The sequence below is a fragment of the Noviherbaspirillum sp. genome, from assembly GCF_035254865.1.
Taxonomy (GTDB): Bacteria; Pseudomonadota; Gammaproteobacteria; order Burkholderiales; family Burkholderiaceae_D; genus Noviherbaspirillum.
In genome coordinates, this window is sequence record NZ_DATFAF010000071.1 from 119,814 (window position 1) to 134,123 (window position 14,310).

The following is a 14,310-nucleotide window of genomic DNA, read 5'->3' on the forward strand; positions in this document are numbered from 1 at the left end:
ATAGGGCGTCTCAGAATGATTTACTTCTCGAGGCCGGCAGGCGGCCAGTTTTCAAGCTTCATACCCAAGGTCAGACCGCGAGATGCGAGCACTTCCTTGATTTCATTCAGCGACTTGCGACCGAGGTTCGGCGTCTTGAGCAATTCGTTTTCACTACGCTGGATCAAGTCGCCGATGTAGTAAATATTCTCGGCTTTGAGGCAATTCGCGGAGCGAACGGTGAGCTCCAGATCGTCCACCGGACGCAGAAGGATGGGATCAACCGACGGTGCACGCGACGGTGCTTCTGCGGCCGCTTCCGTGCCTTCGAGTGCCGCGAACACATTCAGCTGGTCGACCAGTACACGTGCAGACTGACGAATCGCTTCTTCCGGCGAGATTACGCCGTTGGTTTCAATATTCATGACCAACTTGTCGAGATCGGTACGCTGCTCCACACGAGCAGACTCGACAGCATACGAAACCCGACGAACCGGCGAGAACGATGCATCCAATACGATCCGGCCAATGGTCTTGTTTGCGTCTTCCGAGAGGCGGCGCACATTACCCGGAACATAACCGCGACCCTTTTCGACCTTGATCTGCATGTCCAGTTTGCCACCAGCAGTAAGATGCGCGATGACATGGTCCGGATTGATCAACTCAACATCGTGCGGCAGATCGATATCGGATGCCAATACCGCACCCTCGCCGTCCTTCTTCAAGGTCAGCGTTACCTCATCGCGGTTATGCAACTTGAAGACGACACCCTTCAGGTTCAACAACATATCCACGACGTCTTCCTGCACCCCATCCAGAGAGGAATACTCGTGCACGACGCCAGCAATCGTTACCTCGGTCGGCGCGTATCCGACCATTGACGACAGCAGCACGCGACGCAGCGCGTTACCGAGCGTGTGGCCGTAGCCGCGCTCGAACGGCTCCATGACGACTTTGGCGTGACCGGCACCGAGTGCCTCAACTTCGATAATTCGGGGTTTCAACAGGCTGTTTTGCATGAAATGTCCTTTTCAATACCCTCGGCTCGTTACACCGATAAGGCTGATGGCATTACAAAGAATGCTGCCCCATTTTGAAAACGGGACAGCGGAAATCAAAATCAACGGGAATACAATTCGACGATCAGCGATTCGTTGACATCGTTTGCGATTTCGCCGCGGTCAGGCATGGACTTGAAGGTGCCTTCCATCTTCTTGGCGTCGACGGATACCCACGACGGCATTCCGCTTTGTTCGGCCAGAGACAATGCCTCGATGATGCGAGCCTGTTTCTTCGCTTTCTCGCGGACGGCGACGATGTCACCAGCACGCACTTGGAAAGAAGCGATATTGACAACCGAGCCGTTAACTGTAAATGCCTTATGGCTGACCAGTTGGCGCGCCTCAGCGCGTGTAGAGCCGAAACCCATGCGGTATGCGACATTGTCGAGACGGGATTCGAGCAGTTTCAACAGATTTTCGCCCGTGTTACCCTTGCGACGATCCGCTTCGGCGAAATAACGGCGGAACTGACGCTCAAGAATTCCATACATGCGCTTCACCTTCTGCTTTTCACGCAGTTGGTTGCCGTAGTCGGAAGTGCGCGCACCGGAGGTACGGCCGTGTTGCCCCGGCTTGGAGTCCAGCTTGCATTTTGAGTCCAGCGAGCGACGAGCGCTCTTCAGGAAAAGATCAGTCCCTTCACGACGGGACAGTTTTGCTTTCGGTCCGATATAACGTGCCACGTTAATTTCCTCTTTTAAATGACGCCCCGACCAGATCAAGCGTGATGCAAAATCTGCCAGGCGCTAGTCTGACCTAAGCTCGGCCAGACAGTGGTCTTAAGAACAAAACCCGCCAAGAGTCTTGGCGGGCGACTTACAACTTCAAGGACTAGTACCTAGTCCGCCTGCACTTAGATGCGGCGGCGCTTCGGTGGACGGCAGCCGTTGTGCGGCACCGGTGTGACGTCCTGAATCTGCGTGATCTTGATGCCGAGGCCGTTCAGTGCACGAACCGCCGACTCGCGACCCGGACCTGGGCCTTTGATGCGAACCTCAAGATTCTTCACGCCACATTCCATCGCCACTTTGCCAGCCGCTTCTGCCGCAACTTGGGCTGCGAACGGGGTCGATTTACGCGAACCCTTGAAGCCAGCGCCGCCGGACGTCGCCCAAGACAGAGCATTGCCTTGACGGTCGGTAATGGTGATGATGGTGTTGTTGAAGGACGCGTGGATATGCGCGATACCTTCGGCAACATTCTTCTTAACTTTCTTGCGCACGCGGGCTGCTGCGGCGTTATTCGGGGCTTTTGCCATTTTAATTTCCTTGAATCCGACTTCGAGTCAAACTGCGCTGCCTTATTTCTTCAGCGACTGTGCTGCCTTGCGCGGGCCTTTGCGGGTGCGAGCATTGGTACGCGTGCGCTGGCCACGGCACGGAAGGCCCTTCCGATGGCGCAGACCCCGGTAGCAACCCAGATCCATCAAGCGCTTGATGTTCATCGAGACTTCACGACGCAGGTCACCTTCGACGACGAACTTGCCGATCGCGTCGCGCAGCTTTTCCAGCTCGTTATCGTCCAGATCCTTGACCTTCTTCGTGGACGGAACTCCCGTCTGGTCGCAAATTTCCTGTGCGCGCGGACGGCCAATACCATAAATCGCTGTCAAGCCGATAACGGTGTGTTGGTGATTGGGGATATTCACCCCTGCAATACGTGCCATTCGTTATTCCTCGATCAATAACGTTAATTAACCCTGGCGCTGCTTGTGACGTGGTTCCGTGCAGATAACACGAACTACGCCTTTGCGCTTGATGATCTTACAGTTGCGGCAAATCCGCTTGACTGATGCGAGCACTTTCATTTTTGCCCTCTTTCTTTCAGCTCTGGTTACTTGTTACTTACTTCGTGCGGAACACGATACGTGCTCGGCTCAAATCATAAGGCGTCAATTCCACTGTCACTTTGTCCCCTGGAAGAATCCGGATATAGTTCATCCGCATCTTCCCGGAAATGTGCCCGAGAACCACGTGCCCGTTTTCCAACTTGACTCGAAATGTTGCATTCGGAAGATTCTCGAGAATCTCACCCTGCATCTGAATTACGTCGTCTTTTGCCATTCGCTCTGCTCGTTCTTCTGGGCCGCCGGCCGCCTAGCGCATCGGCATACCGCCCTTGAAATTCGCTTTACGTAGCAGCGATTCGTATTGCTGCGACATCACGTAATTCTGTACCTGTGCCATGAAATCCATCGTCACCACGACGATAATTAACAGCGATGTCCCGCCGAAATAGAACGGCACCTTCCAGCGCGCGATCAGAAATTCCGGTAGCAAGCACACCAACGTGATATATACCGCACCCACCAGTGTCAAACGCGTCAAAATCTTGTCGATGTATCGCGCTGTCTGGTCACCCGGACGAATACCCGGCACAAACGCACCACTCTTCTTCAAATTGTCTGCCGTCTCTTTGCTGTTAAATACCAAGGCGGTATAAAAAAAGCAGAAGAACACGATTGCAATTGCATACAGCAATGCATGAATCGGCTCACCTGGCGCCAGTGATGCCGCCAAGTCTTTCAAAAACCGAACAAACGAGTTCGACGTGTCGCCGGAGGTAAACCAACTCGTAATCGTCGCAGGAAACAAGATAATCGACGAAGCAAAAATTGGCGGAATCACCCCGGACATGTTGAGTTTCAAGGGCAGATGGCTGCTCTGTCCGCCATAGATCTTGTTTCCTACCTGACGTTTTGCGTAGTTCACCAGAATCTTGCGCTGGCCTCGCTCAATAAAGACCACGATGAATGTGACGGCCGCGACAATCACGCAAATCAAGATCGCAGACAACGCGTTCATAGAGCCAGTCCGCACCAATTCGAACAATCCCCCGATTGCGTTCGGCAGGCCAGCCGCGATACCGGCGAAAATAATGATCGAAATGCCATTACCCAGGCCGCGCTCGGTAATCTGCTCGCCCAACCACATCAAGAACATCGTTCCGGTAACCAAGGTCACTACGGTGGTAAACCGAAATGCAAGCCCCGCGTCCAGAACGAGCCCGGGTTGCGACTCCAAAGCCACCGCAATACCAAGCGCCTGGAACGTCGCCAACACCAAGGTGCCGTAACGGGTATATTGCGTTATCTTTCGACGACCGGCCTCACCTTCCTTTTTCAGCGCTTCAAGCTGTGGCGATACGATCGACATCAGCTGCATGATGATCGATGCCGAAATATACGGCATGATTCCAAGCGCAAAAATAGTGAAACGCGACAGGGCGCCGCCCGAGAACATGTTAAACATTCCCAGAATACCGCCCTGGTTTTGCTTGAACAGTTCCGACAACTGTGTCGGGTCAATCCCCGGTACGGGAATATGCGCACCGATACGATAAACGACTAGAGCAGCAAGCAGGAACCATAGGCGCCCCCATGGAAACCCACTTGCAGCACTCTTAGCAAGTTGAGGTGTCGTCGCCAATTAGTGCTCCGAGCAAACCGGTAAGTTGTTAAGCAACCGAACCACCGGCTGCTTCAATTGCTGCCTTGGCACCCTTGGTAGCGATCAAGCCCTTCACCGAGATCTTCTTGCTGATGTCACCGGCCTTGATGATACGCACTACTCGTGCCAATTCCGAAACGAGACCCGCTTGCTTCAGCGCCAGAACGTCGATTTCTGCAACTGGCAGTTTATCAAGGTCGCCCAGCCTAACTTCTGCCTTGAACGGCGTTGCAAGGGACTTAAAGCCTCGCTTCGGCAGGCGGCGCTGAAGCGGCATCTGACCGCCTTCAAAGCCAACCTTGTGAAAACCACCCGAACGGGACTTCTGACCTTTATGACCACGGCCGGCAGTTTTGCCGAGACCCGAGCCAATACCACGCCCGACACGACGCTTTGCGTGCTTGGCACCATCTGCCGGTTGGATATTATTCAATTCCATGATTTGCTCCGTTCGCAAGCACTCGGCTTACGACACCACTTTCACGAGATACGAAACCTTGTTGATCATGCCGCGCACAGCCGGCGTGTCTTGCAGTTCCGAGACCGAGTTCACACGACGCAGACCAAGGCCGCGCACAGTTGCGCGATGATCCTGACGTGTTCCGATCAACCCTTTGACCAGCTTCACTTTGATAGTGTTTGCCATTCGGATCACCTTAACCCAGAATTTCTTCAACCGACTTGCCACGTTTGGCCGCGATTTCGGAAGGAGTGCTCATGCTCGCCAATCCGTTCAGCGTCGCGCGAACCATGTTGTATGGATTCGTCGAACCGTAGGACTTCGCGACAACATTCGTCACGCCCATCACATCAAAAATTGCGCGCATCGGGCCACCTGCGATCACACCGGTACCATCCTTGGCGGGCGAGATCATGACTGTAGATGCGCCATGTTTTCCAGTAACCGTATGCTGCAGCGTGCCATTCTTCAGAGTTACCTTGATCATCTTACGACGAGCTTCTTCCATCGCCTTTTGAACGGCAACGGGAACTTCCTTCGATTTCCCTTTACCCATTCCAATACGACCGTCGCCGTCGCCAACGACTGTGAGCGCCGCAAAACCCATAATGCGACCACCCTTAACGACCTTGGTTACACGGTTGACCGCGATCATTTTTTCGCGCATACCGTCGTCGCGCTCTTCGCCTTGCTGCGTCTTTGCTTGCATTTTTGCCATGACGATTCTTCCTTAGAACTTCAGACCGGCTTCGCGTGCTGCCTCCGCCACTGCCTTGACACGGCCGTGGTAGCGGAAACCGGAACGGTCGAACGCGACTTCGGAGATTCCGGCCTTCAAAGCCTTCTCTGCCACGCGCTTGCCCACCAAGGCTGCTGCAGCTGCGTTTCCGCCTTTGCCCGACTTGCCAGCCAATTCCTGACGCACTTCCGCTTCCAGCGTGGAGGCAGAGGCCAACACTTTGGCATCCGGACCGATGATGTTTGCGTAAATGTGCAGGTTGGTCCGATGCACGGCCAGGCGATTCACCTTCAACTCCGCGATCTTCGCACGAGTTTGGCGTGCGCGGCGCAGACGTGATTGTTTCTTGTCCATCGTCAACCCCTATTACTTCTTCTTGGTTTCTTTGAGCGTTACCACTTCGTCCGCATAGCGAACGCCCTTGCCCTTATAAGGCTCAGGACTACGGTAAGCACGAACTTCGGCAGCAGTCTGCCCAACCCTCTGCTTGTCGACACCCTTGATCAGGATTTCAGTCTGGGTGGGCGTCTCACACTTGACGCCGGCGGGCATCTGATGCACGACGGGATGCGAAAAACCGAGTGACAGGTTCAACTTGTCACCTTGCGCCTGAGCACGGAAACCGACGCCGACGAGCGAAAGCTTCTTCTCAAAGCCCTTGGTAACGCCATTGACCATGTTATTGACCAACGCACGTAATGTGCCCGACATTGCATTGGCTTCGCGGCTGTCATTTGCCGGAGAAAACTTCAGCGTGCCATTGTCGTTTTCGATCTTTACCAAGCCATTCAGGCCTTGAGTAAGCGTGCCCAAAGGGCCTTTAACTGTAATTTGCTCTGCGTTGATGGTCGCTTCTGCGCCCTTCGGCAGTGCAATCGGCATTTTACCTACACGAGACATCTTGCACTCCTTAGGCCACGTAGCAAATAACTTCGCCACCGACACCGGTCGCGCGCGCTTTGCGGTCTGTCATCACACCCTTCGGCGTTGACACGATTGCCACGCCGAGTCCATTCATAACCTGGGGAATCTCGTCCTTGCCTTTGTAAATGCGAAGGCCCGGGCGCGATACGCGCTCAAGGCGCTCGATAACAGGACGACCGGCATAGTACTTCAGTCCAATCTTCAGTTCTGCCTTGCCATCCGCGTCGGATACCGCGAAATCTTCAATATAACCCTCGTCCCTGAGAACGCTGGCAATTGCCACTTTGACCTTGGACGACGGCATTGCGACCGTAGTCTTCTGAACGCCTTGGGCGTTGCGGATGCGGGTCAGCATATCGGCGATAGGATCGCTCATACTCATTGCTTGTTCTCCTATTACCAGCTAGCTTTAGTCATACCCGGAATCTCGCCACGCATAGCGATTTCACGGAGCTTGATACGAGCCAAACCGAACTTGCGGAAGGTCCCGCGCGGACGACCAGTCAGCGTGCAACGGTTGCGCTGACGGGTCGGATTGGCGTTGCGCGGCAGCGCCTGTAGCTTCAGGCGTGCTTCGTAGCGCTCTTCTTCCGATTTCGTTTGATCATCGATGATTGCCTTCAACTCGGCGCGCTTGGCAGCGAACTTCTTCACCAGGTCAGCACGCTTTTGTTCACGGTTAATCAGTGCCAGTTTTGCCATGGCAGCCTCAGTTTCTGAACGGAAATTTAAATGCGGCGAGGAGCGCTTTCGCTTCGTCGTCGGTCTTCGCAGTCGTGGTAATGCTGATATTCATCCCGCGAAGCGCGTCAATCTTGTCGTACTCGATTTCGGGGAAAATGATCTGCTCTTTCACACCGATGTTGTAATTGCCACGACCATCGAACGCGCGACCCGAAACGCCGCGGAAATCACGCACGCGAGGGAGCGCGACAGTAATCAGACGATCCAGGAACTCGTACATGCGCGCGCCGCGGAGGGTCACCATGCAACCGATTGGATATCCTTCGCGAATCTTGAAGCCGGCAATTGCCTTGCGAGCTTTCGTCACCACTGGCTTCTGACCAGCAATCTTGGTCAAATCACCGACGGCGTGCTCAATGATCTTCTTGTCGGCAACCGCTTCCGACAAACCCATGTTGAGGGTAATCTTAGTCAGACGCGGAACTTCCATCACGGACTTATAACCGAACTTACCGGTCAAGTCAGCGACGACTTTATCTTTATAAAACTGTTGGAGACGGGCCATGATGTCTTACACCTTAACGACTTCGCCGCTGGACTTAAAGATGCGAACCTTGTTGCCATCCACTTCTTTGACGCCCACGCGATCTGCCTTGCCAGTCGCCGCATTGAACAATGCAACGTTGGACACGTGAATCGGCATCAGTTTATCAACGATGCCACCAGTTGTACCGGTCATCGGGTTCGGCCGCATCGCCTTCTTGGCAACATTGACGCCCTCAACCACGACATAGTCCGCGCCGACACGTTGCTTGACCACGCCGCGCTTGCCCTTGTCCTTACCGGTCAGGACGATGACCTCGTCGTTTTTCCGAATCTTATCCATGACGACTCCTTACAGAACTTCAGGTGCGAGCGACACGATCTTCATGAAGCGCTCCGTACGCAACTCCCGCGTTACAGGCCCGAAAATACGTGTGCCGATCGGCTCAAGCTTGTTATTCAGCAATACTGCCGCATTGCCATCGAATTTAACCAGCGAACCATCCTGGCGGCGCACACCTTTGGCTGTACGAACGACCACGGCGTTATAGATTTCGCCTTTTTTGACACGACCACGCGGCGCAGCAATCTTGACAGTTACCTTGATAACGTCGCCAATGCTGGCATAACGGCGCTTGGAACCACCCAGCACCTTAATGCACATGACTTCACGCGCACCCGTGTTGTCGGCCACTTCGAGCCGGCTTTCAGTTTGAATCATAGTATTTTCTTTCCCAACTTAATCCGCTCAACCGCCCACGCGGGCTTGCGGTCAGTCTTGGTCCTGTCAGCCGACTTAGCAAAGCCGTGCCGATTAGGTGGACGGTTACAAAAACTACTCCAGCGCAATTGCTAACTGCGCGTTTTTTCAACTGCAGGGCACTGCATTAGGCTCCAGCAACAAATGCTTTGCAAGAACCAAGCCCAGCATTATGACACCAAAATGCTGGGCTCGCAACTACTATTTTCAGACAATCTGCGCAACCTGGACTACGCGAGTCACAGACCATGCCTTCGTCTTGGAAATTGGACGCCCTTCTTGAATCTCGACGGTATCGCCCTCTTTCGCCTGGTTGGCTTCGTCGTGCGCGTGGTACTTGTTCGAACGCACAACGATTTTGCCGTACAGCGGGTGCTTGACGCGGCGCTCGACCAGAACGGTGACGGTCTTGTCCATCTTGTCGGAGACTACCTTGCCAATCAATGTGCGCTTGAGCGACTGTTTCACTTGATCGTTCATTACTTGGCGTCCTTCTGATTCATGACCGTCTTCACGCGCGCGATGTCGCGGCGCACCTTCTTGAGTTGTGCGGTGTTGTTCAGCTGCTGCGTGGCGATTTGCATGCGCAGGCCAAACTGCGCCTTGAGCAACTCGTTAAGCTCTTTTTGGAGAGCCGGCTGATCCTTGCCGCGGAGTTCAGATGCTTTCATATTTCACTCCTGTTATTGTCCGACTTGGCGGAGCACAAACGTGGTCGCGAGCGGCAACTTGGCGGCAGCCAAACGGAATGCCTCGCGCGCCAGTGCTTCATCAACGCCGTCCATTTCGTACAACACCTTGCCGGGCTGGATTTCAGCCACGTAGTACTCGGGGTTGCCCTTACCATTACCCATACGAACTTCCGCCGGCTTTTGCGAAATCGGCTTGTCCGGGAAAATGCGGATCCAGATACGACCACCGCGCTTGATGTGACGGGTCATTGCACGACGCGCCGCTTCAATTTGGCGAGCCGTGATGCGACCACGTCCGATTGCCTTCAGACCGAATTCACCAAAAGAGACCGCGGTACCACGCTCATGCGAAATGCCCTTGTTACGGCCTTTTTGCTCTTTACGATATTTTCTGCGTGCTGGTTGCAGCATGATTATTCTCCTGCTTTCTCAGCCGGTGCCGCGCCGTCAGCCTTTTTCGGGGCACGGACGCGCTTGGCAGCCGGTGTAGTGGCGGAACCGCCCTCGGAGCCCTCGGGCTTCTTGGCGCGCGGACGCCCACCTGGCTTTCCATCATCACGACGCGGGCCGCGGCGCTTCTTCTCTTCGTCAACCGGCGCTTCAATCGTCGGGGCTTCGCCGCTGGCAAGTCGATCGCCCTTGTAGACCCAAACCTTGATGCCGATGATGCCATAGGTTGTTTCCGCTTCGCCGAAACCGTAATCGATATCGGCACGCAAGGTATGCAGAGGCACGCGGCCCTCGCGATACCATTCCTTGCGGGCGATTTCAATACCGTTCAGTCGGCCAGAAGACATGATCTTGATGCCTTGCGCACCGAGGCGCATTGCATTTTGCATTGCACGCTTCATCGCGCGACGGAACATGATGCGCTTTTCAAGCTGTTGTGCAATCGAATCGGCGATCAGTTGTGCGTCGACTTCAGGCTTGCGGATTTCTTCGATATTGACGTGAACCGGCACACCCATCAGCTTGGTGAGGTCGGACTTCAGAATCTCGATGTCTTCGCCCTTCTTGCCAATGACAACGCCTGGACGGGAGCTGTAAATGGTGATACGTGCATTCTTCGCAGGGCGTTCGATAACGATACGACCTACGGATGCGTTCTTCAGCTTCTTCTTCAAGTAAGCACGAACGTCCAGATCCTCGTTGAGCATCGTGGCAAAATTGCTATTGCCAGCGTACCAACGGGAACCCCAATTTCGCGTAACCGAAAGACGGAAGCCGGTCGGATGAATTTTCTGTCCCATCGTGACTCCTTAGTTACCGACAGTCACGTAGATGTGACAGGTTTGCTTCGAGAAGCGATCACCACGGCCCTTAGCGCGCGCGATGAAGCGCTTCATGACCGTACCTTTTTCGACGTAGATCGTCGTCACTTTCAGCTCGTCGATATCGGCACCATCGTTGTGCTCTGCGTTCGCAATTGCGGACTCCAGAACCTGCTTGATGAGGACCGCGCCTTTTTTCGGGCTGAAGGCGAGGATGTTCAACGCTTGATCAACTTTTTTGCCGCGGATCAGATCGGCGACAAGGCGGCCTTTTTGGGCCGACAGGCGCGCGCCACGGAGGGTAGCTTTAGTTTCCATATCGGACCTTATTTCTTAGCCTTCTTGTCAGCGGCGTGACCCTTGAACGTACGGGTCAGCGCGAATTCGCCGAGCTTGTGACCAACCATGTTCTCAGAAACATAGACCGGCACGTGCTGCTTGCCGTTATGTACCGCGATTGTCAGGCCGATAAAGTCCGGCATGATCGTCGAGCGGCGAGACCAGGTCTTGATCGGCTTCTTGTCTTTCGACGCTTGAGCGGCTTCGACCTTTTTGATCAGGTGGGCGTCACAGAACGGCCCTTTTTTCAATGAACGTGTCATGTGTTACCCCTTATTTCTTGCCACGGCGAGAGACGATCATCGAAGTCGTGCGCTTGTTGCTGCGCGTCTTCTTGCCCTTGGTCTGCTGGCCCCATGGCGAAACCGGATGACGGCCAGCGGAAGTGCGACCTTCACCACCACCGTGCGGGTGGTCGATCGGGTTCATTACCACGCCGCGCACCGTCGGACGAATGCCGCGCCAGCGGGTTGCACCGGCCTTGCCGATTTTGCGCAGGTTGTGTTCGCCGTTGCCGACCTCGCCAACTGTTGCACGGCATTCGATATGCACCCGACGAACTTCGCCGGAACGCAAACGAACTTGAGCATAAGTGCCTTCGCGCGCCATCAGAACCACACCGGCGCCGGCCGTGCGCGCCATTTGCGCGCCCTTACCCGGCAGCATTTCAACACAGTGCATGGTTGTGCCGACCGGAATATTACGGATCGGCAGGCAGTTACCAGACTTGATAGGAGCCTCGGAACCGTTCATCAGTTGATCGCCTACGGCGACGCCCTTCGGAGCGATGATGTAGCGACGCTCACCGTCGGCATAGCACAACAGAGCGATATGCGCGCTACGGTTCGGATCATATTCAAGACGCTCGACCTTCGCCGGAATGCCGTCCTTGTTGCGACGGAAGTCAACAACGCGGTAGTGATGCTTGTGGCCACCGCCAATGTGGCGGGTGGTGATGTGACCATTATTGTTACGACCAGCGGACTTCGATTTCTTTTCGACGAGGGCTGCAAACGGACGGCCTTTGTACAGGTCGGGATTAACGACCTTGACCATCCCGCGGCGGCCAGCCGACGTCGGTTTCATTTTCACGAGTGCCATTATTTAGCCTCCTCGGTGAAGTTGATTTCCTGGCCCGGTTTCAGACATACATAGGCCTGACGCGTATGGTTACGGCGACCAGTGAAACGGCCGGCCCGCTTTTGCTTGCCCTGGCGATTCACCACTTGTACCGATTCCACCTGCACCTTGAACAACAGCTCGACGGCTGCCTTGATCTCAGGCTTGGTTGCGTCTGGAGCGACACGGAAAACAACTTGCTCATTTTTTTCAGCAACAAAGGTAGCTTTCTCCGAAATTACCGGAGCCAGCAGGACCTTCATCAAACGTTCTTCGCTGTGCTTAACGATCGCGTTCATGCCAGCATCTCCTCAATCTTTGCCAATGCCGGCTTGGTGATCAGAACCTTCTTGTAGAACACCAGCGAAACAGGATCAGCATGACGCGGCTCAACAACCAGCACGTTCGGCAGATTGCGGGAAGCCAGCAACAGGTTTTCGTCGAGGTTATCGGTAATAACCAGCACGGAGTCCAGTCCCATACCCTTCAGCTTTTGCGCCAGCAGCTTGGTCTTCGGCGCATCGACGGAGAGGCTCTCCACCACCGACAAGCGACCCTCGCGTGCCAACTGGGAGAGGATCGAGCAGACACCTGCGCGATACATCTTCTTGTTGACTTTGTGCGAGAAGTTTTCGTCCGGGCTATTCGGGAAGATACGACCACCGCCACGCCACAGCGGCGACGAGGACATACCTGCACGAGCGCGGCCGGTACCTTTTTGGCGCCATGGCTTCTTGGTCGTGTGGCTTACCTCTTCACGATCTTTTTGCTTGCGGTTGCCGCTGCGCGCATTTGCTTGGTAGGCAACCACGACCTGGTGAATCAACGCCTCGTTATAGTCACGGCCAAAAATGGTATCTGGCGCAGCAACATTCGAAGCAGCTTGACCCTGGTCATTTAGGAGCTTCAGTTCCATTGATTAGGCTCCCTTCTTTGCTTTGACTTTGACGGCAGGACGAACAATCACTTGACCGTTCTTTGCGCCTGGCACGGCACCCTTAACCAGCAGCAACTGGCGCTCAGCGTCAACGCGAGCGATTTCGAGGTTTTGCACAGTAGTGACGACGTCGCCGAGGTGACCGGTCATGCGCTTGCCCGGGAACACACGACCCGGATCCTGCGCCATACCGATAGAACCAGGCACATTGTGCGAACGCGAGTTACCGTGGGTAGCGCGACCGGAACTGAAGTTGTAGCGCTTGATCGTACCCGCATAGCCCTTACCGATGGACACACCTTGCACGTCCACTTTCTGACCGGCTTCGAACATACTTGCAGCGATGTTGTCGCCGGCTTTCAGCTCAGCAGCCTTGGCTGCATCGATACGGAATTCTTTGAGGACAGTACCAGCTTCCACACCCGCTTTCGCGAGGTGACCGGCCGCCGCTTTATTGACGCGGGAAGCACGGCGCTGACCGAAGGTGACTTGAACAGCGGTGTAGCCGTCTGTTTCGTCAGTTTTGATTTGCGTCACGCGGTTGTTTGACACGTCCAGCACGGTTACAGGAATCGTATCCCCGTCATCCGTGAAAATGCGCATCATGCCAACCTTGCGACCAACAAGGCCCAGGCTCATTGTTTTCTCCATTCCCGCCTGCGATTGGGCGGGGCTGATGTTTGTACTACCAAAACGTATTGGCACGGATGACCGTACCAATACCGAAGCCAAGCATTATAACCCGCTTTTTTTCATACCACAATCCACTTAAACGGAAAATTGTGGTATGTGCGACGTATAACGCTCAATCCATTACTGCAGTTTGATTTCGACGTCCACGCCAGCCGGGAGATCCAACTTCATCAGCGCATCGACCGTCTTGTCAGTCGGGTCAACGATGTCCATCAGGCGCTGATGTGTGCGGATCTCGAATTGATCGCGCGAAGTCTTGTTCACGTGCGGGGAACGCAGCACGTCGAAACGCTGAATGCGCGTCGGCAGCGGAACCGGGCCTTTCACCACGGCGCCGGTACGCTTGGCGGTGTCCACGATTTCGAGTGCGGACTGGTCAATCAGGCGATAGTCGAATGCCTTCAGGCGAATGCGAATTTTCTGGTTTTGCATGGTTTTTCCTTAAAAGAGCGAGCCGCGAGCGAGTGCTCACCCGCGGCAATATTTAATCAAAGTGCGGAAGCCAATCCTGCAACCAAATTACTCAATGATCTTGGCAACGACGCCGGCGCCGACGGTACGACCGCCTTCGCGAATGGCGAAGCGCAGGCCTTCTTCCATCGCGATCGGGTTGATCAGCTTGACCGTGATCGAAACGTTGTCACCCGGCATCACCATTTC

General features: G+C 54.8%; 28 protein-coding genes and 1 pseudogene. All 29 read right to left on the reverse strand.

From position 1 onward, the window contains the following. Positions 1-20 precede the first annotated feature (20 nt). Positions 21-998 carry a DNA-directed RNA polymerase subunit alpha gene (locus VJ651_RS17110; protein ID WP_136417858.1) on the reverse strand — a complete coding sequence of 326 codons (978 nt, stop codon included), beginning with the start codon at positions 996-998 and terminating at the stop codon, positions 21-23. 101 nt (positions 999-1,099) lie between these two features. Beyond that, the gene (rpsD, locus tag VJ651_RS17115) at positions 1,100-1,723 is read right to left on the reverse strand and encodes a 30S ribosomal protein S4 (protein WP_136417859.1); all 624 of its coding nucleotides are present in this window, start codon (positions 1,721-1,723) and stop codon (positions 1,100-1,102) included. Positions 1,724-1,893: 170 nt separating this feature from the next. Next, on the reverse strand, positions 1,894-2,298 hold the full coding sequence (gene rpsK / locus VJ651_RS17120) for a 30S ribosomal protein S11 (protein WP_324108607.1): 405 nt from the start codon (positions 2,296-2,298) through the stop codon (positions 1,894-1,896). A 42-nt stretch (positions 2,299-2,340) separates the two neighbouring features. Beyond that, positions 2,341-2,706, reverse strand: a complete 366-nt coding sequence (gene rpsM / locus VJ651_RS17125; protein WP_136417861.1) for a 30S ribosomal protein S13 — start codon at positions 2,704-2,706, stop codon at positions 2,341-2,343. 27 nt (positions 2,707-2,733) lie between these two features. After that, complete coding sequence (gene rpmJ, locus VJ651_RS17130; RefSeq protein WP_014004415.1) at positions 2,734-2,847, reverse strand: 50S ribosomal protein L36; 114 nt, start codon at positions 2,845-2,847, stop codon at positions 2,734-2,736. Positions 2,848-2,884: 37 nt separating this feature from the next. Then, complete coding sequence (infA, locus tag VJ651_RS17135) at positions 2,885-3,103, reverse strand: translation initiation factor IF-1 (RefSeq protein ID WP_005663428.1); 219 nt, start codon at positions 3,101-3,103, stop codon at positions 2,885-2,887. A 33-nt stretch (positions 3,104-3,136) separates the two neighbouring features. Continuing rightward, entirely contained in the window at positions 3,137-4,468 is a 1,332-nt protein-coding gene (gene secY / locus VJ651_RS17140) for a preprotein translocase subunit SecY (RefSeq protein WP_324108608.1), read from the reverse strand. Between the two features lie 28 nt (positions 4,469-4,496). Further along, entirely contained in the window at positions 4,497-4,928 is a 432-nt protein-coding gene (gene rplO, locus VJ651_RS17145; protein ID WP_324108609.1) for a 50S ribosomal protein L15, read from the reverse strand. A gap of 27 nt (positions 4,929-4,955) precedes the next feature. Further along, complete coding sequence (rpmD, locus tag VJ651_RS17150; protein WP_040039196.1) at positions 4,956-5,135, reverse strand: 50S ribosomal protein L30; 180 nt, start codon at positions 5,133-5,135, stop codon at positions 4,956-4,958. A gap of 10 nt (positions 5,136-5,145) precedes the next feature. After that, positions 5,146-5,667 (reverse strand): 30S ribosomal protein S5, encoded by a 522-nt coding sequence (gene rpsE, locus VJ651_RS17155; protein WP_136417864.1) that lies wholly within the window; start codon positions 5,665-5,667, stop codon positions 5,146-5,148. Positions 5,668-5,679: 12 nt separating this feature from the next. After that, positions 5,680-6,042, reverse strand: coding sequence for a 50S ribosomal protein L18 (rplR, locus tag VJ651_RS17160; RefSeq protein ID WP_136417865.1), 363 nt, complete (start codon positions 6,040-6,042; stop codon positions 5,680-5,682). Between the two features lie 12 nt (positions 6,043-6,054). Continuing rightward, a complete protein-coding gene (rplF, locus tag VJ651_RS17165) occupies positions 6,055-6,588 on the reverse strand; it encodes a 50S ribosomal protein L6 (RefSeq protein ID WP_324108610.1) in 534 nt (177 codons plus the stop codon). Between the two features lie 10 nt (positions 6,589-6,598). Further along, a complete protein-coding gene (rpsH, locus tag VJ651_RS17170; RefSeq protein ID WP_136417867.1) occupies positions 6,599-6,994 on the reverse strand; it encodes a 30S ribosomal protein S8 in 396 nt (131 codons plus the stop codon). Between the two features lie 14 nt (positions 6,995-7,008). Then, complete coding sequence (gene rpsN / locus VJ651_RS17175; protein WP_324108611.1) at positions 7,009-7,314, reverse strand: 30S ribosomal protein S14; 306 nt, start codon at positions 7,312-7,314, stop codon at positions 7,009-7,011. 7 nt (positions 7,315-7,321) lie between these two features. Then, the gene (gene rplE, locus VJ651_RS17180; protein WP_136417869.1) at positions 7,322-7,861 is read right to left on the reverse strand and encodes a 50S ribosomal protein L5; all 540 of its coding nucleotides are present in this window, start codon (positions 7,859-7,861) and stop codon (positions 7,322-7,324) included. Positions 7,862-7,867: 6 nt separating this feature from the next. Further along, a complete protein-coding gene (rplX, locus tag VJ651_RS17185) occupies positions 7,868-8,182 on the reverse strand; it encodes a 50S ribosomal protein L24 (protein WP_324108612.1) in 315 nt (104 codons plus the stop codon). 9 nt (positions 8,183-8,191) lie between these two features. Beyond that, positions 8,192-8,560: a 50S ribosomal protein L14 gene (gene rplN / locus VJ651_RS17190; protein WP_324108613.1), complete on the reverse strand. Its 369-nt coding sequence runs from the start codon at positions 8,558-8,560 to the stop codon at positions 8,192-8,194. A 246-nt stretch (positions 8,561-8,806) separates the two neighbouring features. Continuing rightward, complete coding sequence (rpsQ, locus tag VJ651_RS17195) at positions 8,807-9,079, reverse strand: 30S ribosomal protein S17 (protein WP_057289731.1); 273 nt, start codon at positions 9,077-9,079, stop codon at positions 8,807-8,809. After that, positions 9,079-9,270: a 50S ribosomal protein L29 gene (gene rpmC, locus VJ651_RS17200; RefSeq protein ID WP_136417871.1), complete on the reverse strand. Its 192-nt coding sequence runs from the start codon at positions 9,268-9,270 to the stop codon at positions 9,079-9,081. Before rpmC ends, rpsQ begins: the two co-directional genes overlap by 1 nt. A gap of 12 nt (positions 9,271-9,282) precedes the next feature. Then, the gene (gene rplP, locus VJ651_RS17205; RefSeq protein ID WP_136417872.1) at positions 9,283-9,702 is read right to left on the reverse strand and encodes a 50S ribosomal protein L16; all 420 of its coding nucleotides are present in this window, start codon (positions 9,700-9,702) and stop codon (positions 9,283-9,285) included. Positions 9,703-9,704: 2 nt separating this feature from the next. Next, complete coding sequence (rpsC, locus tag VJ651_RS17210; RefSeq protein WP_324108614.1) at positions 9,705-10,541, reverse strand: 30S ribosomal protein S3; 837 nt, start codon at positions 10,539-10,541, stop codon at positions 9,705-9,707. Between the two features lie 9 nt (positions 10,542-10,550). Next, entirely contained in the window at positions 10,551-10,880 is a 330-nt protein-coding gene (rplV, locus tag VJ651_RS17215) for a 50S ribosomal protein L22 (RefSeq protein WP_136417874.1), read from the reverse strand. Between the two features lie 8 nt (positions 10,881-10,888). Further along, positions 10,889-11,164: a 30S ribosomal protein S19 gene (gene rpsS / locus VJ651_RS17220; RefSeq protein ID WP_088710709.1), complete on the reverse strand. Its 276-nt coding sequence runs from the start codon at positions 11,162-11,164 to the stop codon at positions 10,889-10,891. Positions 11,165-11,174: 10 nt separating this feature from the next. Beyond that, the gene (rplB, locus tag VJ651_RS17225) at positions 11,175-12,002 is read right to left on the reverse strand and encodes a 50S ribosomal protein L2 (protein WP_324108615.1); all 828 of its coding nucleotides are present in this window, start codon (positions 12,000-12,002) and stop codon (positions 11,175-11,177) included. Further along, on the reverse strand, positions 12,002-12,319 hold the full coding sequence (gene rplW, locus VJ651_RS17230; RefSeq protein ID WP_324104599.1) for a 50S ribosomal protein L23: 318 nt from the start codon (positions 12,317-12,319) through the stop codon (positions 12,002-12,004). The genes rplB and rplW overlap by 1 nt, the downstream gene beginning before the upstream one ends. Continuing rightward, positions 12,316-12,936: a 50S ribosomal protein L4 gene (gene rplD / locus VJ651_RS17235; protein ID WP_324108616.1), complete on the reverse strand. Its 621-nt coding sequence runs from the start codon at positions 12,934-12,936 to the stop codon at positions 12,316-12,318. The genes rplW and rplD overlap by 4 nt, the downstream gene beginning before the upstream one ends. 3 nt (positions 12,937-12,939) lie before the next feature. Then, a complete protein-coding gene (gene rplC / locus VJ651_RS17240; RefSeq protein ID WP_324108617.1) occupies positions 12,940-13,596 on the reverse strand; it encodes a 50S ribosomal protein L3 in 657 nt (218 codons plus the stop codon). A gap of 174 nt (positions 13,597-13,770) precedes the next feature. Further along, entirely contained in the window at positions 13,771-14,082 is a 312-nt protein-coding gene (gene rpsJ / locus VJ651_RS17245; protein ID WP_089400500.1) for a 30S ribosomal protein S10, read from the reverse strand. An 87-nt stretch (positions 14,083-14,169) separates the two neighbouring features. Beyond that, a pseudogene (gene tuf / locus VJ651_RS17250) lies at positions 14,170-14,310 on the reverse strand (elongation factor Tu); the annotation flags it as partial.

Excerpts from the sequence above, each read along its gene's own strand:
- VJ651_RS17110 (WP_136417858.1), bottom strand. The coding sequence starts at position 998 with ATGCAAAACAGCCTGTTGAAACCCCGAATTATCGAAGTTGAGGCACTC.
- rpsK (WP_324108607.1), bottom strand. The coding sequence starts at position 2,298 with ATGGCAAAAGCCCCGAATAACGCCGCAGCAGCCCGCGTGCGCAAGAAA.
- rpsM (WP_136417861.1), bottom strand. The coding sequence starts at position 2,706 with ATGGCACGTATTGCAGGGGTGAATATCCCCAATCACCAACACACCGTT.
- rpmJ (WP_014004415.1), bottom strand. The coding sequence starts at position 2,847 with ATGAAAGTGCTCGCATCAGTCAAGCGGATTTGCCGCAACTGTAAGATC.
- infA (WP_005663428.1), bottom strand. The coding sequence starts at position 3,103 with ATGGCAAAAGACGACGTAATTCAGATGCAGGGTGAGATTCTCGAGAAT.
- rplO (WP_324108609.1), bottom strand. The coding sequence starts at position 4,928 with ATGGAATTGAATAATATCCAACCGGCAGATGGTGCCAAGCACGCAAAG.
- rpmD (WP_040039196.1), bottom strand. The coding sequence starts at position 5,135 with ATGGCAAACACTATCAAAGTGAAGCTGGTCAAAGGGTTGATCGGAACA.
- rpsE (WP_136417864.1), bottom strand. The coding sequence starts at position 5,667 with ATGGCAAAAATGCAAGCAAAGACGCAGCAAGGCGAAGAGCGCGACGAC.
- rplR (WP_136417865.1), bottom strand. The coding sequence starts at position 6,042 with ATGGACAAGAAACAATCACGTCTGCGCCGCGCACGCCAAACTCGTGCG.
- rplF (WP_324108610.1), bottom strand. The coding sequence starts at position 6,588 with ATGTCTCGTGTAGGTAAAATGCCGATTGCACTGCCGAAGGGCGCAGAA.
- rpsH (WP_136417867.1), bottom strand. The coding sequence starts at position 6,994 with ATGAGTATGAGCGATCCTATCGCCGATATGCTGACCCGCATCCGCAAC.
- rpsN (WP_324108611.1), bottom strand. The coding sequence starts at position 7,314 with ATGGCAAAACTGGCACTGATTAACCGTGAACAAAAGCGTGCTGACCTG.
- rplE (WP_136417869.1), bottom strand. The coding sequence starts at position 7,861 with ATGGCCCGTCTCCAACAGTTTTATAAAGATAAAGTCGTCGCTGACTTG.
- rplX (WP_324108612.1), bottom strand. The coding sequence starts at position 8,182 with ATGGATAAGATTCGGAAAAACGACGAGGTCATCGTCCTGACCGGTAAG.
- rplN (WP_324108613.1), bottom strand. The coding sequence starts at position 8,560 with ATGATTCAAACTGAAAGCCGGCTCGAAGTGGCCGACAACACGGGTGCG.
- rpsQ (WP_057289731.1), bottom strand. The coding sequence starts at position 9,079 with ATGAACGATCAAGTGAAACAGTCGCTCAAGCGCACATTGATTGGCAAG.
- rpmC (WP_136417871.1), bottom strand. The coding sequence starts at position 9,270 with ATGAAAGCATCTGAACTCCGCGGCAAGGATCAGCCGGCTCTCCAAAAA.
- rplP (WP_136417872.1), bottom strand. The coding sequence starts at position 9,702 with ATGCTGCAACCAGCACGCAGAAAATATCGTAAAGAGCAAAAAGGCCGT.
- rpsC (WP_324108614.1), bottom strand. The coding sequence starts at position 10,541 with ATGGGACAGAAAATTCATCCGACCGGCTTCCGTCTTTCGGTTACGCGA.
- rplV (WP_136417874.1), bottom strand. The coding sequence starts at position 10,880 with ATGGAAACTAAAGCTACCCTCCGTGGCGCGCGCCTGTCGGCCCAAAAA.
- rpsS (WP_088710709.1), bottom strand. The coding sequence starts at position 11,164 with ATGACACGTTCATTGAAAAAAGGGCCGTTCTGTGACGCCCACCTGATC.
- rplB (WP_324108615.1), bottom strand. The coding sequence starts at position 12,002 with ATGGCACTCGTGAAAATGAAACCGACGTCGGCTGGCCGCCGCGGGATG.
- rplW (WP_324104599.1), bottom strand. The coding sequence starts at position 12,319 with ATGAACGCGATCGTTAAGCACAGCGAAGAACGTTTGATGAAGGTCCTG.
- rplD (WP_324108616.1), bottom strand. The coding sequence starts at position 12,936 with ATGGAACTGAAGCTCCTAAATGACCAGGGTCAAGCTGCTTCGAATGTT.
- rplC (WP_324108617.1), bottom strand. The coding sequence starts at position 13,596 with ATGAGCCTGGGCCTTGTTGGTCGCAAGGTTGGCATGATGCGCATTTTC.
- rpsJ (WP_089400500.1), bottom strand. The coding sequence starts at position 14,082 with ATGCAAAACCAGAAAATTCGCATTCGCCTGAAGGCATTCGACTATCGC.